This window comes from Hydrogenophaga palleronii (assembly GCF_031457455.1).
Lineage (GTDB): Bacteria > Pseudomonadota > Gammaproteobacteria > Burkholderiales > Burkholderiaceae_C > Hydrogenophaga > Hydrogenophaga palleronii_A.
The window spans coordinates 439,099-462,996 of the sequence record NZ_JAVDWU010000002.1 but is presented as its reverse complement, the minus strand read 5'-3'; the positions used below and the strand labels follow the sequence as shown (position 1 = coordinate 462,996).

Genomic DNA, 23,898 nt, shown 5'->3' with positions numbered 1-23,898 from the left:
CTCCGATGTGGGGGGCTCAGCGCGTGGGCAGTGGGGCGTTGCCGAGGGACTTCAGGCCACTGCGCACGGAAATCGGGCCCTCGTATTCGAGCGGCGCCCATGACGCGGGGTTGGCCCAATACGAGAGCTGCACCAGCTTCTTCAGGCCGGAAGCCAGGGCGCGGTGCGGCACTTCTTCGGCATTGCCCCAGGCGTCCAGAAAGGCGGTGGCCGTGGCGTCGTCCAGCGCCGTGAAGCGCTTGCCGTGCTGCGCCACCGGGCCTTCGTTGAAATACTGCAGCCCGCCCTTGAGGCCCGCCAGCACGTGGGGCGGCATGGTGCCCAGCAGGGCCGCGTCCAGCGTGCCCAGCAGCACCTCGGGCGTCCAGGGCGCGAGCGCGCTGCCGCCCACAGGCAGCACCACCTCGGCCACGCGGCGAAAGATGTCGGCCTCGGCGGCGTTGATGCTCTTGAGCGCCGGGGCCTGGGCCTGCGCCACCGACGCGGCGCCACTGGCGGCCACGCCCACGGCGGCACTGGCAAAGACCATGAAGTCGCGCCGCGACAGGCGGGCGACGACCTTCAGGGCCTGGTTCAAAGGGGTTTGAGTGTCCAGATGCATGGTGCGTCCTCTCGGTCTGCGTGGGGTCAGAAGGGGTAGACGATGGGTTGCTCCATCACGCTGACCCACTGGGTCTGGGTGAACTCGTCGAGGTTGGCCGGGCCGCCAAAGCGCCCGCCGTTGCCCGAGGCGCCCATGCCCCCAAAAGGCACGTGGAACTCGTTGTTCACGGTCTGGTCGTTGACGTGGATCATTCCGGTGTGCAGCCGGTTGGCGACCGCCATGGCGCGGGACACGTTGGCGCTGTGAACGGCGGCCGCCAGTCCGTAGGGCGAGGCGTTGACCAGCTCGACGGCTTCGTCCTCGGTGTCGAACACCGTGATGGGGGCCACGGGGCCAAAAATCTCGTCGGCGAACGCGGGCATGTCGGCGGTCACGCCCGACAACACCGTGGGCTGGAAGAACAGGCCCTCGTGCGTGCCCCCGGTGAGCAGCCGGGCGCCCTGGGCCACGCTGCGGTCCACGATGTCTTGCACGCGGCTGCATTGTTTGGCATTGATGATGGGGCCCAGGTGCGCGGGGCCGGCGTGCGGGTCGCCCACGTACAACGCCCTCGCCCGCTCCACCAGCTTGTCGGCATAGGCCTCGGCCACTTTGCGCTGCACCAGATGCCGCCCGGCCTGCATGCAGATCTGCCCCTGGTGCAGAAAGGCGCCCCAGGCGCCGTTGGAGGCGGCGGCGTCCAGGTTGGCGTCGTCCAGCACGATGAGGGCGTTGTTGCCCCCCAACTCCAGCGCCACCTTTTTCAGCAGCCCGCCACAGGTGGCGCCAATGCTCTTGCCCACCGCCGTCGAGCCGGTGAAGGAAATCATCGTCACGTCCGGGTGGCGCACCACCGCGTCCCCCGTTTCGGGGCCGCCTGGCAATACGTGCAGCACGCCGTCAGGCAGGCCCGCGTCGGCAAAGACCTGGGAAATCAGGTGGCCGCCGGTCACCGCCGTCTGGGCGTCGGGCTTGAGCAGCACGGCGTTGCCCAGCGCCAGCGCCGGCGCCACCGAGCGCATGGCCAGCAGCAGCGGGAAATTCCATGGGGCAATCACCCCCACGGTGCCCATGGGCACACGGCGCCAGAGGTTGGTGCGCCCGGGCATGGACGAGGGGAACATCTGCCCGTTGGCCTGCATGGGCAGCGCGGCGGCCATCAGCATCTGCTCGTAGGTGGCGTGCAGTTCCCATTCGGCCTTGGGGCCGATGGAGCCGCATTCGCGGATGTTCCAGGTGTTGATGTCGGCGGCACGCTCTTTCAGCAAGCGTGCGGCCTCGCGCACCACTGCCGCGCGCTGGTCGAACGGGGTGGCGGCCCAGGCCGCGCGAGCGGCCTTGGCACTGGCGGCGGCGCGGTTCACGTCGGCCGCGTTGGCGATGCCGGTTTGTTCCAGGGACTGGCCGGTGGCGGGTTCCCGCACATCCTGTACGCCGCCAGCGGCGTCTGTCCATCCGTTGCTGAAAATCTTGCCTGACCAAATCGCGGGGCTGCTTACGCTCATGGGTTGTCTCCGTATAGGTATGTGTTCGTGGTGGGTCACCGGTGGCGTTTCTGCAAGCGGTGTGCCAAAACGGCAATCCAGTGCATGCGCGGCTGTTTTCTGCGGGTTTGTCCGGAGTTTTTGGCCCGTCGGCGGCCGTCCATCGGACCCATTCCCGCACAGCCCCGGTGAAGATGTCTCACTGAGACGCCCATTTCGTCTCAAGCCGGGACGATCCGTCTCAACGCCGGGAAAACCCGCATGAGGCGCTCCACAACATGCACTAAAGTGCATTGACCCCCATGCTGTGCCGCCCATGAACAACCCAGCCCCCACCCTGCCGAGTCCGCGCATCGACTACCGGCCCGAGCGCATCTGGGAAGCCCGCCAGCACTATTTCAACGACGGCCAGCTGCCTGACGGGCTGCTGGATCAGCCCCTGCTGCGGTCGTGGGAGCGTTGCCGCCAGTCGGGCCGGGCGCCCCAGGAACATGTGGTTTTCGATCCAGTGGAGCGCAGCCACCTGAGCGCCCTGCTGGAGCGCGAACACCGCTTGCTGCAAGCCGCCCGCCCGGAACTCGACGTGCTGGCCGGGCGCGTGTCCGAGGTGGGTTACGCCGTGCTGCTGACCGACACCGTGGGCCAGGTGCTGGCGGTGGCCGGCGCACTGGACCGCCACTGCCAACCCATGCGCCAGGCCTTTCGCCCCGGGGTGGATGTGTCGGAAGCAGCCATCGGCACCAGCGCCATGGCCGTGGCGCTGGCCGAGCAGCGCACGGTGCGCGTGCTGGGCCCCGAGCACTACTTCGCCAACAACCAGATCTTTCACTGCTGCGCCGCGCCAGTGTTCGACCCGCGCGGGCGCCTGATGGGCACGGTGGACGTGACCCGCGACGCGCCGCAGCTGGCCACTGGCGTGATGGGGCTCACCCACCAATGCGCCCAGCAGATCGAACACCGGCTGTTCGACGCCCTCCCCGTCTTTCTGAGAATCGAACTGGCCGACACCCAGGGCGCCGCCCTCGCCTTCGACCGCGACGGCGTGCTGCTCGCCGCCAACGGCGCCGCCCGCCACCTGTTCGACATGCCCGTGGTCCGCGAGGGCCGCACCTTTGAAGACCTGTTTGAAGGGCGCTTTGACGCTTGGGCTTCCCGGGCCCGCCGCCAATCCGCCGGCAGGCTCCCCCTGCAACTGCACGGCGGGGTGCGGTTGCAAGGCGTCTCGCTGCCACAGCGCGCAGCAGCCCGGGCCTCCGTCAGCCAGACTCTCCCCGTCAGCGCGCGATGCACCGTTCTGACCGAGGAAGTGGCCACCCCGCGGCCTCCTGAACTCGCGGTGGCATTGCGCGCCCTCGAAGCCGGCCTGCCCGTGCTGGTGACGGGTGAAACCGGTGCCGGCAAGGAAGTGGCGGCCCGCGCGCTGCACCAGGCCAGCCAGCGCGCACAGGCGCCGTTCCTGGCCATCAACTGTGGCGCCCTCACGCCCGAACTGATCGCGTCGGAACTGTTTGGCCATGTGGAAGGCGCCTTCACCGGAGCGGTGCGCGGCGGCAGCATCGGCAAGTTCGAAGCGGCGCGGGGCGGCACGGTGTTTTTGGACGAAATTGGCGACATGCCCCTACCGCTGCAGGTGGCCCTGCTGCGGGTGCTGGACCGCGGCGAGGTGCTGCCCGTGGGCGCCACGCAGCCGCGCGCGGTGGATGTGCGGGTGCTCTGTGCCACGCACCGCAACCTGCAGGCGCTGGTGGCCGAGGGCCGCTTTCGCGAAGACCTGTACTACCGCATCAGCGGCTTCGTGCTGGCGGTGCCCCCGCTGCGCGAGCGCGATGATTTCCACGCCATCGTGGACAACCTGTGCCACCGGATCGGCGCCGACGCATCCCGCCTGAGCGACCCGTTGCGGGTTCAACTGCGCCAACGCCCATGGCCCGGCAATGTGCGCCAGTTGCAGCATGCGTTGACGCTGGCATTTGCGGTGGCTGAGCCGATGCGCCCTTTGGCGCTGGACGATTTTGGCCAAGCGCCGCCAGCGGCTGCGGCGCCTGCACCGCCCTGGCCCTCGCAGCCACTCGACACGAGGGTCGGGCTGTCGGTCCACGATGCCCAGCGCAAGGCCATGTCGACCGCCTTGCAACAGACCCGGGGCAACGTCACCGCGGCGGCGGCCATGCTGGGCATCGGGCGCGCGACGCTGTACCGCCGGCTCAAGTCAGACCCGGAGCTGGCCGCCTGCGGCTATTCGCGTGGGTAGTCCGTCCGGTCGAACAGACGAAAACCCGAGCCGTTTCTGGCGCGGTGGAGGGTCTTGCCGATGTCCACCTGGTCGGCGCCAACTCGATGGCAAAAAACTTACCCCGCTCCACTGTGGACTTCTGTGTGGATAAGCCTGTTCACAATCATCAAGCCCGGCGCCAGGCTTGGGTTTGCCAAGAGCGCCCGCTTTTTAAGCAGTGATCAACTTCTCGCCGGAAGCCTGCGCCTGCTGTGTTAAGGGCCGGTGTAGTCCTCCCGCCTTGTCACGCTGGGCCATGTCGACATCCGGCCGTGGGGCGCAACGGTGTCAATTGGCAAGCAGATCCAATACCGGCAATCGGTTGGTCACCTTCATCTCGCGCAATGAGATGTTCGACCTGATGCTCAACACACCCGGCAACTGCCGCAAAACCCGGTCCACAAACCGGCTGTAGTCGTCCAGATCCTTGGCCACGACCTTCAGCAAGAAGTCCGCCTCACCGGTGATGTTGTGGCAATCCACGACGTTGGGGCAGGCCCGGATGATGCGTTCAAAGTGGGCCGTGACCTCCTCACTGTGCTGGGTGCAGACGATCTGCACAAAGGCCATGACGCCGATGCCCAGCTTTCGGCGGTTCAGGGTGGCCTGGTAGCCCTCGATGACACCCAGCTCTTCCAGTCGCTTTTGGCGCCGCCAGCAAGACGCTTCGCTCAGCGCCAGTTCCTCGGCCAGCTTGGTGTTGGCCAGCCGGCCGTCCTGTTGCAGCCTGGCCAGCATGGCGAGGTCGGTTTTGTCCAGTGCGTCCATGTTTGAAAGATTCCTTCAGCAGCCACCCGCAGGCCGCGAAGGAGTTTATCGAAATACATCATGGATCCGACACAAACCGCAAAACACCTCCACATGAAATCCATAAACTGACGGAATCATTCACACCGTTGGAAATTCATGAAAGCAGTTCTCTACGAGTCCTTTGGCGCCCCACCCCGGCTGGCCCAGGTTCCAGACCCCACACCCGAGCCCCATGGGGTGGTCATCAAGGTCATGGCCACGGGGGTGTGCCGCAGCGACTGGCATGGTTGGGTGGGCCACGATCCCGACATCCAGTTGCCCCATGTTCCAGGCCACGAGTTCTCAGGCGTGGTGGAAGCGGTGGGGCAGCAGGTGCAGAAATGGAAAGCTGGCGACCGCGTCACGGTGCCGTTCGTGGCGGCGTGCGGGCATTGCCCCGAATGCCACGCCGGGCACCAGCAGGTGTGCGACCACCAGTTTCAGCCCGGCTTCACGCACTGGGGTTCGTTTGCCGAGTACGTGGCCATTCACGAGGCCGACATCAATCTGGTGGCCCTTCCAGAAACGCTCGATTTCGCCACGGCGGCCAGCCTGGGGTGCCGGTTTGCCACGTCGTTTCGTGCCGTCGTTGACCAGGGCAAGACCTCGGCCGGGCAGTGGGTGGCGGTGCATGGCTGTGGCGGGGTGGGCCTGTCAGCCATCATGATCGCCAACGCCATTGGCGCCAATGTGGTGGCGATTGACATTGCCGACGACAAGCTCAGCCTGGCCAGCGCACTGGGCGCGGTGGCCACCGTGAACGCCACGCAGGTGGCCGACGTGGCAGAAGTCGTGCGCGAGATCACCCGGGGTGGCGCGCATGTGTCGCTGGACGCGCTGGGCCACCCCACCACCTGTTTCAACTCCATCAGCAATCTGCGCAAGCGGGGCAAGCATGTGCAGGTCGGCCTCATGCTGGGTGAACACACCACTCCCGCCGTTCCCATGAGCCGGGTGATCGCGCACGAGCTGGAAATCCTGGGAAGCCACGGCATGCAGGCCCACCGGTACGGCGCCATGCTGGCGATGATGGATTCGGGAAAACTGTCTCCCGAAAAGCTCATCGGCGAAAAGATCAGCCTGGCGCAATCCATCGATGCGCTGATGAACATGGACAGCTTCGTGGTGGCCGGGGCCACCGTCGTTACCGAGTTTTGAGGGGTATCGCTTTCGAGGCATGGCGCCGGGCACGCTGCGCAAGGCGTGCTTTAGCCCGACCCCCAGGCCTCTCGAAATGCGGCAGAACATGCCGCAGGCTGCTCACGAACGATAGAAGTAGGGATCGAGCACCGACACCTCTGTGATGCGGTCAACGGGCAGTCCGTTGGCCGCTGCACAGGAGCGGATAGCGTCCGGGCTGGGTGAGTCATAGATGCAGAAGGTGTTCTTGCGATCGGGCGTCACGTAGGAGTGCAGCCAGGTGACGCCCTGCTCGGCATTCCTGGACACGACGCCGAGGGTGATCTTGCGGCCCTCGTCGTTCATCGGGATGGACAGGCCTTCTGGGAAGCTGCGTTCGATCAGATAGCGGGGCATGATGTCTCCTTAGCAAGTTCGTTTTCCACACAATGTGGTGGATTGAGTATGCTTTCGGCAAACGCCGCTTCCCATGTCCGAGCAGCCTGATCTGTTGTCCGTTCAACCCGCTGAGCATCCGCGGAACGACGAGGTGCTGAGCGATGTCTTGCGCTGGCTGCGCATCGACGGCGGCATCTTCCTTCGGGCCGAGCTGCGCGCACCCTGGGCTTACGAGTCGCCGCCCAGTGATCACATGGCTGCGGTGCTGAAGCCCGGCGCCCAGCGACTGATCCTGTTTCACATCGTCGCACAGGGGCAGTTCGGGCTGCGCCTGCCGAACGGCACCGGTGCTCGACTCGCTGCCGGCGACGTGATCATCCTCCCCTACGGCGACCAGCACCGCGTGGCGAGTACGCCTGACGCTGAGCTTGTCGACATCTCGACGCTGATCCCATCACCGCCCTGGACCAAGATGCCGGTGCTGCGCATCGGTGAGGGGGGCGAGCTCACGCAGATCGTCTGCGGCTACCTGCACAGCGACGACATCCTGTTCAACCCCGTGCTCAGCGCGCTGCCGCGGTTGATGCACTTGCGCTCTGACGACACGCCTCTGGCCGACTGGGTGCGGGCGAGCTTCCGCTATGCGTTGCATGCGACCGAACTGCTCCGACCAGCGGACGACCTGCTGCTTCAGCGCCTGCCCGAGTTGCTGTTCGTCGAGTGCCTGCGCAGGTGCCTGGCGGCAGGCTCGCACGATAAACAGGGCTGGTTCGGTGCGTTGGCCGACCCGGTGGTGGGCCGCGCGCTGCAGCTGCTTCACGGCGACTATGCAAGGCCCTGGACGCTGGACAGCCTCGCGCGCGAGGCGGCCAGCTCGCGCTCGCGGCTGGACGAGCGGTTTCGGCGACATCTGGGTGTGGCGCCGATGGCCTACCTTGCAAGATGGTGGCTGCAAGTGGCCGGGCAGTTGCTGCGTTCGACCACACGTGGCGTCGCCGACATCGCTGACAGCGTGGGCTATGGCTCCGAAGCAAGCTTGAGTCGCGCTTTCAAGCGTTACGCCGGCGTTTCGCCGGCTGCATGGCGCCGTGGCGGCGCCGCGCGGTGAAATCGCGAACAGCGCGCCCCCCAGGGTCGCTGCACTGCGTCAGACCGGCCCGGCACCTCTCGCCGCTTCCGCATGCCCACCATGGGCCAATCCCACAAGCGCAAGAATCGCAACTCCACGCCTTTGGATCCAACGCGTTGATGTACGCAGCAGGCGATGTAGACGGCTTGGCCAACAGCCGCGTCGGTTTCTCCATCACCAGGGCCCGCATGGGTGCCCCTGTCGCCACCGCATGGACAATGCGCGACGCGGACTTTGGTAAGGCCAGTACAGTAGCTCACTGATTGGCCTGACCATTTCAGTGGGCAATCCTGGCTTCGGCCTTGCCCTCGCATACACTGCAACCCACGCGGAGAACCCATGCTGGACCCCCTCAAACAGGTTGACAACCGTCGGCTGTACCAACAAATTGCCGACCAGATACGCGCCTTCATTGATAAGGGCAACTACACAGCCGGCATGCGCCTGCCGCCCGAGCGAGACCTGGCCCAGCAGCTGGGTGTGTCGCGCCCCTCGGTGCGCGAAGCGCTGATTGCGCTGGAGATTGAGGGCAGCGTGGAAGTACGCATGGGCGCTGGGGTGTATGCATGCAACCTGGCCCAGCGCAAGCCCCAAGCCCTGTCCACCATGGGCGAGAGCCCCACCGAACTGATGCAGGCCCGCGCCGCCATCGAAGGCACCGTGGTGATGATGGCCTGTGGCAAGGCCACGCCGGAGGCCTTGCAGGCGCTGCGCCAGATTCTGGACAACATGCTGGCCGCCATCGCGCAAAACCGGTCGCCACTGCCGTTTGACCGCCAGTTCCACCAGACCCTGGCCGCCATGACCGGCAACGCCGTGCTGGAGCGCCTGGTGGGCGAGTTGTTTGACGAACGCCACAGCCCGATTGCCGCACGCCTCAGCGCCCACGCCGAATCGGGCCAGACCTGGGCTGCGGCGCTGCACGAACACGAAGCCATTCTGCGTGCCCTGGAAAACCGAGACGTACTGGCCGCGCAAACCGCGCTGCGCATGCACTTGCAGGCATCGGAACAGCGCTGGGTCGAAAACAACCGCCGCGAATGGTCTTGACCCCCTGAATGCCAACCGCAGCACCACGGCTCGCGTGGTCAGGCCTGTGCACCTGCACAGGCTTTTTTTGCGCCATTTCTACCCGCATCCAAGCCAAATGCCGGGTAAATACCGATACATCCACTCACATTGGTAAGGCCAAATGACGCCGATTGCGTCATGCAGTCTTACCAATTTGCCATGACGCCCCCTCCGCTGTTTCGGCGTCGTTGACTGCCCTACAGGAGTTTGCATTGTTGCCCTCCGCATCCGATCCCGTCCATGTCGCGACGCCCAGCACGGCGACCACCGCTGGCGTGATCTTGCGGCTGGAGGGCATGACCAAACGCTTTCCCGGCGTGCTGGCGCTCGATGGAGTGAGTCTGGAAGTGCGTCGCGGCGAAGTGCATGCGGTGTGCGGCGAGAACGGTGCGGGCAAGTCCACGCTGATGAAGGTCATCAGCGGCCAGTACCAGCCCGACGCGGGCACCCTGCACTACCGGGACCAGGCCTGCCAGTTCCGCTCCCCCGCCGATTCCGAAGCGGCGGGCATTGCCATCATTCACCAGGAACTGAATCTGGTGCCCCACCTGTCGGTGGCCGAAAACATCTTTCTGGCGCGCGAACCGCGCAAAGCCTGGCTGATCGACCGCGCTGCGCTGCGGCGCAACGCCAAACAGTGCCTGGACCGGCTGGGTCTGGACATTGCGCCGGACGCGCTGGTCAAGACCCTGTCGGTGGCGCAGCAGCAGATGGTGGAGATTGCCAAGGCGCTGTCGCTCGACGCCCAAGTGCTGATCATGGACGAGCCGACGTCGTCACTGACCGAGTCGGAAACCGAAAAGCTCTTCGCCATCATCCACGAGCTCAAGCGCGCGGGCGTGGGCATCGTCTACATCTCGCACCGGCTCGACGAGTTGGCGCAGATCGTGGACCGGGTGACCGTGCTGCGCGACGGTCGCTACGTGAGCACCGACCGCTTCGCCGACACCAGCGTGGAGCAGATCGTGGCCAAGATGGTGGGGCGCTCGCTGGACGACGTGTTCCCCAAACGCACTTCGGTGCCCACGCCGGAGGTGCTGCTGCGTGTGCAGGGGCTGACGCGCCGGGGTGTGTTCCACGACGTGAGCTTCGAGCTGCAGCGCGGTGAGATTCTGGGGTTCGCTGGCCTCATTGGCGCGGGGCGCACGGAAGTGGCGCGCGCGATCTTTGGTGCCGACCCGATCGACGCGGGCCAGGTGTTCCTGGGCGAACAACGCCTCGCCATCCATTCCCCGCGAGACGCGGTGCGCCACGGCCTGGCCTATTTGTCGGAAGACCGCAAGCACGATGGGCTGGCGCTGAAGATGACGGTGGCGCAGAACATCACGCTGGCCAACATGGCGGCTGTGGCCAACCGCGTCGGCATGATCCGCTTTGACAAGGAGCAGGTCGCCGCGGCGCGCTACATCAAAGCGCTGGACATACGCACCCCCGGCAGCAACCAGATCGTGCGCCTGCTCTCGGGCGGCAACCAGCAGAAGCTGGTGATCAGCAAGTGGCTTTTCCGCGAATCGCGTGTGCTGTTCTTCGACGAACCCACGCGCGGGATCGACGTGGGCGCCAAGTACGCCATTTACCAACTGCTGGACGAGCTCGCCGGCCAGGGCATCGGCGTGGTGATGATCAGTTCGGAGCTGCCCGAAATCATGGGCATGACCGACCGCGTGGCGGTGTTCCACGAAGGGCGGCTGGTCTCCGTGCTGAACACCCGCGAAACCAGCCAGGAGGAAGTCATGCACCACGCCTCGGGTCGCAGCATCCCCGTCCCTGTCTGAAACGCCACCGGACCACCCCATGACCGAACGACAGAAAGACCTGCTCCAGAAATTTGCCGCGCTGGCCAGCCTGCTGGGCCTGATCGTGATTTTTTCCTTCACGAGCAGCGCCTTCTTCACCGTGGGCAACGGCATGACCGTGGCGCTGCAGGTGACCTCCATCGCTTACCTGGGCATTGGTGTCACCTGCGTGATCATCACGGGCGGCATTGACCTGTCCGTGGGCGCCATCCTGGCGCTGGCGGGCGTGGTGGCTGCCCTGGCCGTGAAGGCCGGTGTGCCCGTGCCGCTGGCCATGCTGACCGGATTGCTGGTGGGGGCTCTGTGTGGCCTGATCAACGGCCTGTGCGTGACCGTGCTGAAGCTTCCGCCCTTCATCGCTACCCTGGGGATGATGCTGGTCGCGCGGGGCGTGGCGCTGCAGATCACCGATGCCAAGGCCATTGGCGGCCTGGGCGAGAGCTTTGCCGAACTGGGCAACGGCTCGCTGTGGCGCGTGGTGAACATAGGTGCCGACGGTTTCCCCGATGTGGTGTTCGTCGGCATTCCCTACCCCGTGCTGCTGCTGGTGGTGCTGGCGGTGGCCGTGTCCATTTTGCTCAACCGCGCCACGCTGGGCCGGCACCTGTATGCCGTGGGGTCCAACATGGAAGCCGCCCGCCTCTCGGGCGTGAACGTGCAGCGCGTGACGCTGTTTGCCTACGTGTTTTCCGGCCTGATGGCCGGTCTGACCGGCTGCGTGCTGATGTCGCGCCTGGTCACCGCCCAGCCCAGCGAAGGGCTGATGTACGAACTCGACGCGATTGCAGCCGCCGTGATTGGCGGCACCTCGCTCAGCGGGGGTGTGGGCACGATCTCCGGCACCGTGATCGGCGCTTTCGTGATCGGCATCCTGCGCAACGGTTTGAACATGGCCGGCGTCTCGGCCTTCACGCAACAGATTCTGATTGGTCTGGTCATCCTGCTCGCGGTGTGGATCGACCAGATGCGCCACCGCAAGTGATCCCTACCGGCAGGGCCTACCGGGACGTCTGCTCCACCCCATCCACAAAGAGGAATGAAATGAAACAACTGCTGAGCACCCTGATTGCGGCCACGCTGGTGGCCGCGTCGTCCCTGGCCACGGCGGCCGACAAGGAAATCGCTGTGATCGTGAAGACGACCAACTCCGACTTCTGGCAAAACGTGAAAAAGGGTTCGAACGATGCCGCGAGCAAAGCGAAAGGCTACACCGCGACCTTCCAGGGGGCGGCCTCCGACACCGACCTGGCCGGCCAGGTGGCCCTGGTGGAAAACGCCGTGAACCGCAAAGTGGCCGGGATCGTGCTGGCGCCATCCGACCCGGATGCGCTGATTCCCGCCATGAAGAAGGCCTGGGAAGCCAAGATCCCCGTGGTGCTGATCGACTCCGCCGCCTCCGACGCCGGCAAGGCCTACTACCAGTCCTTCCTGGCCACCGACAACAAGGCCGCGGGCGAAATGTCGGCCAAAACCCTGATCGACAAGATCGGCACCACCGGCAAGATCGCCATCATGTCCTTCACAGCCGGTTCGGGCTCGGAAATCGGCCGCGTGGGCGGCTTCACCGACTACATCAAGAAGCACTCCAAGCTGCAGATCGTCGGGCCCTTCTATTCCAACTCGCAGATGGGCACGGCGTTGAACCAGACCACCGACGTGCTGGCCGCCAACCCAGACTTGAAGGGTATCTTCGGCGCCAACGAACCCACCGCCATCGGCATGGGCCGTGCGCTGGCCCAGACTGGAAAGGCCGGCAAGGTGGTGGCCATCGGCTTTGACGGCAACGCCGACCTGCAGGCTTTCGTGAAGGACGGCACCATCGAAGCCATTGCGGTGCAAAGCGCTTACGAGATGGGCAACCTGGGCGTGAAGACCGTGATGGAACTGGTGGAAGGCAAGAAGGTCCCTGCCTTCCGCGACACCGGCGTGTTGATGGTGAACAAGCAAAACATCGACAGCCCTGCGGCCAAGAACGTTCTCTACTGAGCCTCCCGCCCTTCTCCTGATGCACACCTCCGGCGCCGCGCGCCCGGGGGATGGCGTTTCCTGGCCCGATCGATTCGAACCCAAAGGACACGTATGCTGACCGTGATTTGCGAAACACCCGGCGTGCTGCGGGCCCAGGAGAAGCCCCGCCCCGCCCGTCAGGGAGACGCAGTGCTGCTGCGCGTGCGGCGTGTGGGCGTGTGCGGCACGGATCTGCACATCTTCACCGGCAACCAACCCTACCTGGCCTACCCGCGCGTTATGGGTCACGAGATCTCTGGCACCGTGGAAGAAGCGCCCGAGGGCAGCAGCCTGGCCACGGGTGACGAGGTGTTTGTCATGCCCTACATCTCCTGCGGCGGATGTATGGCCTGCCGGCAAGGCAAGACCAATTGCTGCGTCAACATCCAGGTGCTGGGCGTGCACCGCGACGGTGCCTTCACAGAGTACCTCAACGTGCCCGCCCCGTTCGTGCGCAAGGCCGAGGGTGTCTCGCTGGACCAGGCGGCCATGGTGGAATTTCTGGCCATCGGCGCCCATGCCGTGCGCCGTGCCGACGTGTTACCCGGCCAGCGCGTGCTGGTGGTGGGTACCGGGCCGATCGGCATGGCGGCCTTGCTGTTTGCCGGCCTGCGTGGCGGCCAGGTGACGGCGCTGGACACCCGGCCCGAGCGGGTGGCGTTTTGCCAGCAGCACCTGGGTGCCCACGCCGGCGTGGTCATTGGGCCAAACGACCTGGAGGAACTGCGCGCGCTGACAGACGGCGACTTCTACGACGTGGTGTTTGACGCCACTGGCAATGCGCGCGCCATGGAGCGTGGCTTCCAGTTCATCGCGCACGGTGGCAAGTACGTCATGGTGTCGGTGGTGCTGGACAACATCACATTCTCCGACCCCGAGTTCCACAAACGCGAAGCCACACTGCTGGGCAGCCGCAATGCCACCATGGAAGATTTTGAGACCGTGTTGAACGCCATGCGCGCCGGCCAGGTGCCTACCGCAGCCCTCAACACCCACCGCATGCCACTGGCCGACGTACCTACGGCCTTTGCCACGCTGATGGACCCGGCGCAGGGGGTGGTCAAGGCGCTGATCGAATGCTGAGCGGGTCCGGAGCGGCGCACCCCAGTTTGGGCGCTTCTGACAAATAAGTGCCGCTGCCGACAGGCCAGGGTGAAGTGGCGTCGATCTGGGGCAATACCGTCCAGCTTCTATAAAAAAGCCCGGACGGTTCATTCCCCGTCCAGGTCTTCTGTGTCTGCGAGCGGAGAAGCGCTCTACTTCTTCGCCGGCGGCAAATCGGTACAAGACCCGTGCGCCACCTCCGCCGCCATGCCGATGCTCTCGCCCAGCGTGGGGTGTGGATGGATGGTCTTGCCGATATCGACGGCATCCGCACCGATCTCGATGGCCAGCGCGACCTCGCCGATCATGTCGCCTACGTGCGTGCCCACCATGCCACCGCCCAGGATCTTGCCGTGGCCATGGGCTTCCAGGCTGTCGTCGAACAGCGGCTTGGTGACGCCTTCGTCGCGGCCATTGGCGACGGCGCGACCTGGTCGGGTTCATCAAGGGGGGCCCCAGCAACGAGGGGCCGCGTTAGCGACCCCCTCCAGCCGCTTTGAGCGGCTCACATCCCGAAAGCCCCTGGCTTTGCCGGGGGACGGTTACCATCGACGATGCCCAAGGTCAATTGAGCGAGTTCAGCCCGGCGATCACCGGATCGAGCTGGCAGGTCACGGCCGACAGCACCACCTCCAGCTCGACAGGTCCGGCTCCCTCCGAGCATGCGAGTTCGAGCGCCGCGGCAGCCTCGTGAACGGCCTGGGCGCCCAGCGTGCCGGCCACGCTCTTGAGGTCGTGCGCCAGTCGCGTGGCGACGCTCTTGTCAGGCAATGCGCAGGCGGCATGGAAGCGGGTCGCGAAGTTGGCTTCGCGGTCGCGAAACATCAGCAGCAGACGCCGATAGAGCCGCTCATCACCCATCAACCCCGCAAGCCCGAGCTTCCAGTCGATGCCGGGAAGGCTCTCGTTTGCAGTCGCCGCGGGCGGCCGCATGTGGCGGGCCAGCGTCGCGAACATCTCGTCCACCTTGATCGGCTTGGCGATGTGGTCGTTCATGCCGGCCTCCAGCGCCTTCTCACGGTCGCCGACCATCGCGTTGGCCGTCATCGCGATGACCGGAAGCCCTTGCCACTGAGGCTGTTCGCGCAATGCGCGCGTCGCTGCGTAGCCGTCCATGACCGGCATCTGGCAGTCCATCAGGACAGCGTCGAAGCGCTCGCGCGCGAGCATGTCCAGCGCCTCGCGGCCATGGTTGGCCACGCTCACGACGATGCCTGCACGACCCAGCAGGTCGCGCGCGAGCTCCTGGTTGATCGGGTTGTCTTCGACCAGCAGAATGCGCGCGCCGGCCAGACTGGCGCGGTCTTGCTGCGCCGCATAGGCGCGGCGCTTGCCACGATCGCCGATCCGGCGCGGGCTGCCGCCCGCCAGCAGGCAGGCCTCCAGCAGGCTCGAAGGCGTCACTGGTTTGGACAGGGTTGCGGCCACGGCGAGCCCTTCGGCTGCCAGCCGGCGTGCCACTTCGTCGCGGCTGAAGGCGGTGAGCATCAACACCGTCGGCAAACGGTGGTGCAAGGGCAAGTGCGCCAGACGTCTGGCGCACTCCACACCGTCGATGCCCGGCATCTTCCAGTCGAGCAGCACGATGTCGAAAGGCTCGCGGCTCGCGTCAGCCTGCATCACGGCGTCGATGCCCGCAGCGCCGTTGGCGGCGGCCGAGACGTTCAGGCCCAGGCTGCCGGCCATCTCCAGCAGCACCTGGCGCGCGCAGTCGTTGTCGTCCACGACCAGTACGCGGCTGCCGTGCAGCAAGGCACCCGGTGCCGCCTTCTTCACGGCGTCGTGCCTGATTCCCAGCCGCAGGCTGAAGTGAAAGCGACTACCCTCGCCCGGCGCGCTGTTCACCTCCAACGTGCCGTCCATCATGCGCACCAGGTGGTGGCTGATGGCCAGCCCCAGGCCGGTGCCGCCGAAGCGCCGGCTGATCGACGAATCGACCTGCGAGAACGGCTTGAAGAGCTTTTCCTGTTGTTCAGCCGACATGCCGATGCCGGTGTCGCGAACCTCGAACCCGAGCTGCACCGAAGCCGCGTCGCGCCCCTCCAACTCGACGGCGACGACGACCTCGCCACGCTCGGTGAATTTGGCCGCGTTGTTGCCCAGGTTCAGTAGCACCTGGCGCAGGCGCGATGGGTCGCCCACCACCTGCGAGGGCAGCCCCGGCGGCAGTGCAAAGACCAGTTCGAGGCCCTTCTCCTCGGTCTTCAGCCCCAGCACGTCGGCGAGCTGTTCCAGCACGTCGTCGAGGTCGAACGGAATCTGCTCGATGTCCAGCTGGCCGGCCTCGATCTTCGAGAAGTCGAGGATGTCGTTGATGATGCCCAGCAGCGACTCGGCCGACTGGTGCACCTTCTGCACGTAGTTGTGCTGACGCTCATCCAGGCCGCTTTGCAGCGCCAGGTGCGACATGCCGAGGATCGCGTTCATCGGCGTGCGGATTTCGTGGCTCATGTTGGCCAAGAACTCGCTTTTGGCCTGGTTCGCCGCCTCGGCGATCTGCCGCGCCGCGCGCTCCGCCTCGGCCCGGTTGCGCTCGGTCAGGTCGAGCACGAAGGCCACCGATTCTGGCGTCGTGCCCTCGAACAAGATACCGCCGACGAGCACCGGCACACGGCTGCCGTCCTTGCGCAAGTATTCTTTCTCGTACGGGGCGAAACGGCCCTCGCGCCGCAGTTCTTCCAACGCGCGGGCATCGATCTCCCGGTATTCCGGCGGTGTCATCCGGTAGCTGCTGAGCAGGCCGGCAGCGAGGTCGGCGCGCGTATAGCCCACCATCTGCAGGAAGGCGTCATTGGCCTCGAAGACGCGCCCTTCCAGATCGGAAAAGCGCACGCCGACGAGGCTGGACTCCACCAGCCGCTGCAGGCGCAATTGCCGCTCCAGCGCCGCCTGCTCGGCGCGCCGGCGCTCCGCGTTTTCTTCCTTGAGCGCGGCATACAGGCGCGCCGTTTCCAGCGAAATCGCGGCTTGCGATGCCAGCATCTCCAGCAGAGCGCCCCGGCCCTCGCCGAAGGCGTGGGTGCTGAGGCGGTGTTCGAGATAGAGCACGCCAACGAGGTCGGCGCGCCGCTGCAGCGGCAGGCACATCACCGAACGGGGCGGCTCGTGATGCAGGTAGGGGTCGGCGGAGAACGCATGCGGCGTCGCCGCGTCCGCCAGCAAGACCTGCTCCCGCGTGCGGCGCACGTAGTTGACGACCCACGGCACCGGCGCATCGGCTGCGGTGTCCGCATGCTCGCTCGGCCCCCGAACATGCACCTGCACGTCCGTCCCTTGCACCGCCGCCAGTGCGGCCAGCTGAAGCGCTTCGCCGTCCACCAGGTACAGCCGGGCCGTCTGTGCGCCCGCATGGTCCAGCGCAATGCGCATCAAGGTGTCGATCAGCTGGTTCAGGTCGATCAGGCTCGACAGCGCCTGGGACGCCTTGGCGACCGCGAGCGCGTCCAGATCCGCCTCGCGGCCGTGCGCCGGCGCCGCAGCCGGCGGGTCTTCGGCGTCGAGCGCACGCAGCTTCGCGCCCGCGCCCCAACGCTGGTAGCCCTGCCGCGCATCGCGCAGGCAGGCGCGCGCAAAGCCGGCCTGCCCGCGCTCGCGGTGAAAGGCGGCGGCGCGCTCCAGCGCCTGCGCCTCGTGCGCGACGAAGCCATGCCGGTGTGCGGTGTCGATCGCGTGCCCGTACAGGCCCTCGGCCTCGGCGTCGCGGCCGTGCAGGCGGGCCAGTTCGGCGCCGATCAGCAACCAGCGATGGCGGAAGTTGTGCGGGCAGGCCTCGGCCAGCTGCTGCATCGCGGCGTGCTCGGCCTCGAGCAGCGCCACCCACTGCGGGGGCGGCGCGGCGCGCGGGCACAGCGCTGCCGCCGAAAGCGCGCGGTAGTAGCGGTGCGTGACCTCGATCGCCATGCCGCTCAAAGAGCGGAACGACTCTGCGGCCTGCCGCGCCAGCTCGAGCGCCAGCGCGTGGTGGCCCGCCATGCACGCAGCCACCTGCTTCAGCACCAGGTAGACGTTATGCAGCGGCACCGCATCGGCGGCCTTCAACCGGGACACGTAGTCGGCTTCGTTGAAATCGTCGCCGTCCAGGCTGTCGGGTGCACTCGTCAGGCCTTGCAGGGCGCGCGCAAACTGCGCCCAGGAGCGCAGCATCAAGGGCCACAGGCCTGCCTGGGCCCGGCCGAACGAAGGCGCGTAGGTCTCGGCGCCCTTGGCGATCTGCTCCAGCGATGCGCCGCACTCGAGCAGATACTCGAGCGCGACGAGTGCGCAGCCCGTGGCGTCGTACAGGCTGCCCGACTGCAGGCTGGCATTGAAGCCGTCTTCCAGCAGCGGTAGCCCGCTCGCATACGGCTGGCGCAGGAAATAGCTGCTCGCCATGTGCGAAAAGAGCAGCGAGCCGTGGAGCGCGGTGGCGCCGAGGCGCTCGGCCAGCTGCAGGGACAGCAGCGAAAATTCATAAGCTTCGTCGAGCCGGCCCTGGCGCCGCAGCAGGCGCGGATACTGGGCATAGGCTTGGCAGCTCTGCACTGCGTTGCCGTGCTGCAACGACAGCGTGACCGCCTTGACGACGAGCACCAGGAACAGCGCAGGGCGGGCGTTGCGTGCCGGGAAGAAGGCGTCGACCAGCAATGCGATGGCCGACAGCGGGGAAGGCTCGGTCACGGCCGGGAGCGCCAGCAGGTCAGCCGGGCGGCGGCCGGCCATTGTTTGTTCGAGCGCTGCGCCGTCGGCCTCGAGCATCGTTTGCAGGCCCGCGTCGTCCTGCGGAAATTCGAGCCCGAGCAAGCGCAGGGCCTCGAGGGCGGCGTCCAGCGCCGGGCCATAGCGGCTCCAGACCAGGCGCAGGCGGCTGCGCATACGGTGTACCCGCACGCACTCGAGGTCGTTGCGTGCGTGTTGCAGCGCGGTGTCGAGGGCGCGTTCGCCGGCGTCCGGATCGCCGGCGATCGATTCGGCTTCGGCCAGATCCAGCGCCAGCTCGAATGCCTGCTCGTGGGCGGTCTGCCAGGCGCCGGCGGGCTGCAGCGCGAGCGCATTCAGGAAGTAGCTGCGCGCCGAGACGTAGGCACACTCGGCGCAGGCCTTGCGGCCCGCGCGCAGGTTGAGTGTCCAGACCTCGGTCGCTTCGTCGCCCTGCAGCAGCGCCGCGGCCCGATTGAACTGGTGCACGACATCGAACAGCCGGTGCTCTTGTTCCGGCGGTGTGGCCTTCGCCAGCAGCAGGCGGCCCGCTTGCCGGTGCATCGCGGCGCGCTCGGCCGGTGGAATGAGCTCGTAAGCCGCCTCCCGTACGCGGTCGTGGGCGAAGCTCAGGCTGCCGTCGAGCGGCAGCACCAGCGACGCCTCCAGCGCCTCGGTCAGCACGGCGGCCACGCGTTCGTGCGTGTGCCCGCTGAGCGCCGCCAGCAGGTCGATCGTCGCAGCGCTGCCCAGACAGGCCGCCTGGCGCAGCAGCTGCTGGGTCTGCGGTTGCAACCGCTGCAGCCGGCGCAGCATCAGCTCGACGACGTTGCCTGAGTAACCCTTGGCGCCGATGGCGCCGAGGTCCCAGGACCAGCCGCCGTGCGCCGCATCGAAGGTCAGCAGCGATTCGGCATGCAGCTCGCGCAGGAACTCGATGACGAAAAACGGGTTGCCGGCGGTCTTCTCGTGCATCAGCGCGGCGAGCGCGTCCATGTTGGCGGCCGGACGCCCGAGCGTTGCCGCAAGCATCGCCGCCACGTCGGCGCGTCCCCACGGCGCCAGATCGATGCGCAGCTGCGGCACCTCGTCTTGCCGCAGGCGCTCGAGCCATGCGGACACCGGGCCCGGCAGGTCGCCGTCGGCGGTTCGGCTGGTGCCGACGGCCAGCGTCGGCGTCGCGAGCGGGTCGGCCAGCAAATCGGCCAGCAGCGACAGGGTGCCGGGATCGGCGGCGTGCAGGTCGTCGAGAAACAGCACCAGCGGCGCATGCGAGCCGACGAGCACGGCGAGGATCTGCCCCAGCACCCGCTGGAGCCGGCGCTGCGCACCGAGGGCGTCGAGTTCCGCCGGCGGCACACCGGGGCCGAGCAGCACGGCCAGCGCCGGAACGAGGCGGGCAGCGACGCCAGTGTTGATGCCGAGCGCGGCTTCGAAACGTTCCCGCGCGGCTTCGACCTCGGCTTCAGGCGCGGCCAGCAGCGGGCGCACCAGATCGCCAAGCGCCGCCTGCAGCGCCGAATACGGTACATCGCGCTGTGCCAGATCGTGTTTGCCGGCGGCGAAGCAGCCGCCTGCCGCCCCTGCCCGCTCGCGCAGGCGCAGCGCGAGCGAGGTCTTGCCGATGCCGGCGCCACCGGTCAGCAGCACCAGCCGGCTGCGCCGCGTGGCGGCGACTGTGTCGAAGGCCTCGGCGAGCGCGGCCGCCTCGGCATCGCGGCCGAACAGCGCCTGCGGCAGCTCCAGGCGCCCCGCAGCGTCGCGCGTGCCCAGCGCGAAGCCGTGCACGTCGCCGCGTTCATCGGCGTCGTGAAGGCAGCGCTCGAGGTCGGCCTGCAGGCCGAAGGCGCTCTGGTAGCGCTGTTCCGGCGCCTTCGCCAGCAGCTTGGCGACGATCTCGGCCAGTATCGGCGGCAGCGCGGGAACGGCGTCGGCCAGTGAAGGCGGAACGCGGGCCAGATGGCAGTGCGCCCACTCGAGGGGGTCGCGCGCCTCGAACGGGAGCCGCCCGGCCAGCAGCCGGTACATCAGCACGCCCAGTACGTAGAGGTCGCTGCGGGCGTCGACCGGCCGGCCGGATCGGCCGGTGTGCTCGGGCGAGAGGTAAGCCCACGGATCACCCGTTTCGCTGAGGTCGGCGCGGCTGCCGTCTGCCATGCCCTCGTGCGGTGACGCCGGCCCGGGCGGGGCGGCGGCGCTGAAGTCGGCGATCCGCAGCGCCTCGGCGGGCGCGTCGAGCAGCAGGTTCCCGGGACGAAGATCGCGGTGGACGAGGCCGCGTGCGTGCAGCGCGGCCAAGGTGCGCGCGAGCACGAGCACGAGCCGCGTCGCCAACCGCCACTCCCATGGGCCGGCCCCGAGCCGGCCGACGAGCGGCACCGCGCCGGCCGGCCCGAGCGCTGCCGCCAGCCCTTCTTCACCTTGGAGCAGCGGGCCAGGCCGCGGAACGCCCGGCACGTCGATCGTGAGCATCAACTCGTGCTCGCGCCGCAGGACCGCCGCGTCGGCGCCGTCGTGGGCGATTTTCAGCAGCACGCGCTCGCCATCGGCGAGCCGCACGGCGCGGGCGATACGAGACGAACGGGTGTCTCCCAGCCATTCCTCGACGCGCCAAGTCCGCGTCGTCACTGCTCTGCCCCAGGCATGCCGGGATCATCGCGCTTTAGCGGCATGGGCAACAAAGTGGTGCCTTCCCATCCCACAGCCCGGCGGCTGCGATCGGCCGCGAACGATGGCGCCATCGGCCACGGCACGGGCGGGTGTCGGGCGCCGCGCCGCTCAGCCCCGCGCCGGTGGCACCGGCGCGCGGGTGTAATTGACCTCGACGGCGAGCGCTTCGTCCCCGGCCGGCGTGATGTTGAAACGGACAGGAAATCCAACCGCATGAAAGTGAGTATTGCACAGGTATTGAGCATCACAAGCCTGCACGTTGGGCACAGCAAAGGGAACACCTCGTAGATGCGGGCGATGCTTTCAGCTCCAGTGGCGTGAGTGTGATCTCGTCCACCTTGGATGCGCGCTTGTCGTGTTGGTTGCTGCCAGGTTCGCTGTGCTGCTTGGCGCAGCGGTAGACCAACTCGCTGCCCGCTTTGCGTGGCCGCTGCAGCGCAAACGGCGGTCGCGCGCTTCGATGCAAACGCTGGTGTCCACCGAGAAGCCGCTGTGGCGGTACGCCAGCATCTCTTGGGCGTCAAAACGCTCCAGCAGGCCCCGGCCCACAAAGGCCCGCAGGATGCGGTTGCGCGGCGTTCCTGTGCTTGCGCCGCAGTTTGCGCAGGCCGGGTGGAAGATCACACTCGGCCTTGTGTTTTGCCCGTGCGGGTCCACCACTTCCTCAAACACCCCATCGAGCGCACACATGGAAGTGCACATGCTCGTTCAGGCTGGAGTCGAACCGGCAGATGTAGGCAACAGCGCCGATGTTCAAGCTCGCCCTGTTCACCTTGTCTATATGCGCCGCACCGGGGCTGCTGGCTTGCAGGCTTTGCTCCATCACCCGCAGGAAGATGCGCAACACCATGCCCAGCACCGCTCCATCGCGCAGCATGAAGTAGCGCAGCCGTTAGCACAAAGGCCGATCAGTTGCCGGATCGGCCTTTGTTGGATTGGCCTGGAGACGGGTTTACTTCTTCGCCGGCGGCAAATCGGTACAAGACCCGTGCGCCACTTCCGCCGCCATGCCGATGCTCTCGCCCAGCGTGGGGTGCGGGTGGATGGTCTTGCCGATATCGACCGCGTCAGCGCCCATCTCGATCGCCAGCGCGATCTCGCCGATCATGTCGCCGGCATGCGTGCCGACCATGCCACCGCCCAGGATCTTGCCGTGGCCATGGGCCTCCGGGCTGTCGTCGAACAGCAGCTTGGTCACGCCTTCGTCGCGGCCATTGGCGATGGCGCGGCCCGAAGCGGTCCAAGGGAACAGGCCCTTTTTGACCTTGATGCCTTGCGCCTTGGCCTGGTCTTCGGTCAGGCCCACCCAGGCCACCTCCGGGTCGGTGTAGGCCACGCTGGGGATCACGCGGGCGTTGAAGGCGGCCGCGGCCAGCTCCTTGTTGCCCTGCAGTTCTCCGGCGATGACCTCGGCCGCCACATGCGCCTCGTGCACCGCCTTGTGCGCCAGCATGGGCTGGCCCACGATGTCGCCGATGGCGAAGATGTGCTGCACGTTGGTGCGCATCTGGATGTCGACGTTGATGAAGCCGCGATCCGTCACGGCCACGCCAGCCTTGTCGGCGGCGATCTTCTTGCCGTTGGGCGTGCGGCCCACAGCCTGCAGCACCAAGTCGTAGACCTGGGGTGCGGGCGCGGTGCCGCCGGGCTCGGCGCTCTCGAACGTCACCTCGATGCCTTCGGGCGTGGCCTTGGCCCCCACCGTCTTGGTCTTGAGCATGATGTTGTCGAAGCGCTTGGCGTTCATCTTCTGCCAGATCTTCACCAGGTCGCGGTCGGCGCCCTGCATCAGACCGTCGAGCATTTCCACCACATCCAGGCGCGCACCCAGCGTGCTGTAGACCGTGCCCATTTCCAGGCCGATGATGCCGCCGCCCAGAATCAGCATGCGCTTGGGCACGTCTTTCAGCGCCAGCGCGCCGGTGCTGTCGACCACACGTGGATCGTCGGGCATGAAGGGCAGGTGCACGGCTTGTGAGCCGGCGGCGATGATGCACTTCTTGAAAGCCACCACCTTTTTGCTGCCGGTTTTTTCCTGGCCTGTGCCCGAGGTTTCTTCCACCTCCACGTGGTTGGGGCCCACGAAGGCGCCGTATCCGCGGACGGTGGTGACCTTGCGCATCTTGGCCATGGCAGCCAGTCCACCCGTGAGCTTGCCGATCACCTTTTCCTTGTGGCCACGCAGCTTTTCGATGTTGACGATTGGTCGGCCAAACTCCACACCCAGGTCTGCCATGTGGCTGACCTCGTCCATCACTGCGGCCACGTGCAGCAGCGCCTTCGATGGGATACAACCCACGTTCAGGCACACGCCACCCAACTGCGCGTAACGCTCCACGAGCACCACCTTGAGGCCGAGGTCGGCCGCGCGGAAGGCGGCCGAATAGCCGCCAGGGCCGGCGCCGAGCACGAGCACGTCGCACTCGATATCGGCACTGCCAGCAAAGCTGGACGCCGTGGGCGCCACGACCGGCGTGGCGGCCTGGGCAGGTGCCGGCGCAGCTGTGGGCGCTGCGGCTGCAGGTGCTGGAGCCGACGAAGCGGGCGCGGAGGCTGCGCCCTCACCTTCCAGCACCAGCACCACCGAGCCTTGCTTGACCTTGTCGCCCAACGCGACCTTGAGCTCTTTCACCACGCCAGCGTGCGAAGAAGGAATCTCCATCGAAGCCTTGTCAGACTCCACGGTGATGAGCGACTGCTCGGCCTTGACGGTGTCGCCGGGTTTGACCAGCAACTCGATCACGGCCACTTCGTCGAAGTCACCGATGTCCGGAACCTGGATATCAATCATTGCCATGGTC

Annotated in this window: 14 protein-coding genes and 2 pseudogenes; 8 read left to right on the top strand and 8 right to left on the bottom strand. The window is 66.8% G+C overall.

All coding sequences use genetic code 11. The annotated features are described in order from the left end of the window. Positions 1–16: 16 nt before the first annotated feature. A complete protein-coding gene (locus tag J2W49_RS06660) occupies positions 17–601 on the bottom strand; it encodes a twin-arginine translocation signal domain-containing protein (protein WP_310313254.1) in 585 nt (194 codons plus the stop codon). A 26-nt stretch (positions 602–627) separates the two neighbouring features. Further along, positions 628–2,088, bottom strand: coding sequence for a benzaldehyde dehydrogenase (locus J2W49_RS06655; RefSeq protein WP_310313252.1), 1,461 nt, complete (start codon positions 2,086–2,088; stop codon positions 628–630). Between the two features lie 295 nt (positions 2,089–2,383). On the opposite strand from J2W49_RS06655, the gene J2W49_RS06650 reads away from it, so the two are divergent. After that, entirely contained in the window at positions 2,384–4,318 is a 1,935-nt protein-coding gene (locus J2W49_RS06650; protein ID WP_310313249.1) for a sigma-54-dependent Fis family transcriptional regulator, read from the top strand. Between the two features lie 309 nt (positions 4,319–4,627). Here J2W49_RS06650 and J2W49_RS06645 read toward each other — a convergent pair whose 3' ends face one another. Next, the gene (locus tag J2W49_RS06645) at positions 4,628–5,107 is read right to left on the bottom strand and encodes an Lrp/AsnC family transcriptional regulator (RefSeq protein ID WP_310313246.1); all 480 of its coding nucleotides are present in this window, start codon (positions 5,105–5,107) and stop codon (positions 4,628–4,630) included. Between the two features lie 138 nt (positions 5,108–5,245). Here J2W49_RS06645 and J2W49_RS06640 point away from each other — a divergent pair, with 138 nt between their 5' ends. Next, complete coding sequence (locus tag J2W49_RS06640; RefSeq protein WP_310313243.1) at positions 5,246–6,286, top strand: zinc-dependent alcohol dehydrogenase family protein; 1,041 nt, start codon at positions 5,246–5,248, stop codon at positions 6,284–6,286. A gap of 102 nt (positions 6,287–6,388) precedes the next feature. On the opposite strand, the gene J2W49_RS06635 is transcribed toward J2W49_RS06640, so the two are convergent. Beyond that, complete coding sequence (locus J2W49_RS06635) at positions 6,389–6,664, bottom strand: DUF4242 domain-containing protein (RefSeq protein ID WP_310313241.1); 276 nt, start codon at positions 6,662–6,664, stop codon at positions 6,389–6,391. A 73-nt stretch (positions 6,665–6,737) separates the two neighbouring features. Between J2W49_RS06635 and J2W49_RS06630 the strand changes: the two genes are divergently transcribed. The 6 genes from J2W49_RS06630 to J2W49_RS06605 all read left to right on the top strand — a co-directional run bounded on the left by J2W49_RS06630 (position 6,738) and on the right by J2W49_RS06605 (position 13,732). Continuing rightward, complete coding sequence (locus J2W49_RS06630) at positions 6,738–7,754, top strand: AraC family transcriptional regulator (RefSeq protein ID WP_310313238.1); 1,017 nt, start codon at positions 6,738–6,740, stop codon at positions 7,752–7,754. 360 nt (positions 7,755–8,114) lie between these two features. Continuing rightward, positions 8,115–8,825 (top strand): FadR/GntR family transcriptional regulator, encoded by a 711-nt coding sequence (locus tag J2W49_RS06625; protein WP_310313235.1) that lies wholly within the window; start codon positions 8,115–8,117, stop codon positions 8,823–8,825. 296 nt (positions 8,826–9,121) lie between these two features. Then, positions 9,122–10,621 carry a sugar ABC transporter ATP-binding protein gene (locus tag J2W49_RS06620; protein ID WP_310313814.1) on the top strand — a complete coding sequence of 500 codons (1,500 nt, stop codon included), beginning with the start codon at positions 9,122–9,124 and terminating at the stop codon, positions 10,619–10,621. Between the two features lie 19 nt (positions 10,622–10,640). Continuing rightward, positions 10,641–11,624: an ABC transporter permease gene (locus J2W49_RS06615; RefSeq protein ID WP_310313233.1), complete on the top strand. Its 984-nt coding sequence runs from the start codon at positions 10,641–10,643 to the stop codon at positions 11,622–11,624. A gap of 59 nt (positions 11,625–11,683) precedes the next feature. Next, positions 11,684–12,628: an ABC transporter substrate-binding protein gene (locus J2W49_RS06610; protein ID WP_310313230.1), complete on the top strand. Its 945-nt coding sequence runs from the start codon at positions 11,684–11,686 to the stop codon at positions 12,626–12,628. A 93-nt stretch (positions 12,629–12,721) separates the two neighbouring features. Then, positions 12,722–13,732 (top strand): zinc-binding alcohol dehydrogenase family protein, encoded by a 1,011-nt coding sequence (locus tag J2W49_RS06605; protein WP_310313229.1) that lies wholly within the window; start codon positions 12,722–12,724, stop codon positions 13,730–13,732. Between the two features lie 173 nt (positions 13,733–13,905). Here J2W49_RS06605 and J2W49_RS06600 read toward each other — a convergent pair. The 4 genes and pseudogenes from J2W49_RS06600 to lpdA all read right to left on the bottom strand — a co-directional run. After that, a pseudogene (locus J2W49_RS06600) lies at positions 13,906–14,193 on the bottom strand (dihydrolipoyl dehydrogenase); the annotation flags it as partial. A gap of 124 nt (positions 14,194–14,317) precedes the next feature. Further along, positions 14,318–20,986: a response regulator gene (locus J2W49_RS06595; protein ID WP_310313226.1), complete on the bottom strand. Its 6,669-nt coding sequence runs from the start codon at positions 20,984–20,986 to the stop codon at positions 14,318–14,320. Positions 20,987–21,401: 415 nt separating this feature from the next. Further along, positions 21,402–21,989 (bottom strand): annotated as a pseudogene (locus J2W49_RS06590) (transposase); the annotation flags it as partial. A 60-nt stretch (positions 21,990–22,049) separates the two neighbouring features. Next, entirely contained in the window at positions 22,050–23,894 is a 1,845-nt protein-coding gene (gene lpdA / locus J2W49_RS06585) for a dihydrolipoyl dehydrogenase (RefSeq protein ID WP_310313223.1), read from the bottom strand. Positions 23,895–23,898: the final 4 nt, after the last annotated feature.

Bases quoted from the DNA above. Each gene is read 5' to 3' on its own strand.
- J2W49_RS06650 (WP_310313249.1), top strand. From the start codon at position 2,384: ATGAACAACCCAGCCCCCACCCTGCCGAGTCCGCGCATCGACTACCGG.
- J2W49_RS06660 (WP_310313254.1), bottom strand. From the start codon at position 601: ATGCATCTGGACACTCAAACCCCTTTGAACCAGGCCCTGAAGGTCGTC.
- J2W49_RS06640 (WP_310313243.1), top strand. From the start codon at position 5,246: ATGAAAGCAGTTCTCTACGAGTCCTTTGGCGCCCCACCCCGGCTGGCC.
- J2W49_RS06605 (WP_310313229.1), top strand. From the start codon at position 12,722: ATGCTGACCGTGATTTGCGAAACACCCGGCGTGCTGCGGGCCCAGGAG.
- J2W49_RS06655 (WP_310313252.1), bottom strand. From the start codon at position 2,088: ATGAGCGTAAGCAGCCCCGCGATTTGGTCAGGCAAGATTTTCAGCAAC.
- J2W49_RS06615 (WP_310313233.1), top strand. From the start codon at position 10,641: ATGACCGAACGACAGAAAGACCTGCTCCAGAAATTTGCCGCGCTGGCC.
- J2W49_RS06610 (WP_310313230.1), top strand. From the start codon at position 11,684: ATGAAACAACTGCTGAGCACCCTGATTGCGGCCACGCTGGTGGCCGCG.
- J2W49_RS06625 (WP_310313235.1), top strand. From the start codon at position 8,115: ATGCTGGACCCCCTCAAACAGGTTGACAACCGTCGGCTGTACCAACAA.
- J2W49_RS06630 (WP_310313238.1), top strand. From the start codon at position 6,738: ATGTCCGAGCAGCCTGATCTGTTGTCCGTTCAACCCGCTGAGCATCCG.
- lpdA (WP_310313223.1), bottom strand. From the start codon at position 23,894: ATGGCAATGATTGATATCCAGGTTCCGGACATCGGTGACTTCGACGAA.
- J2W49_RS06645 (WP_310313246.1), bottom strand. From the start codon at position 5,107: ATGGACGCACTGGACAAAACCGACCTCGCCATGCTGGCCAGGCTGCAA.
- J2W49_RS06635 (WP_310313241.1), bottom strand. From the start codon at position 6,664: ATGCCCCGCTATCTGATCGAACGCAGCTTCCCAGAAGGCCTGTCCATC.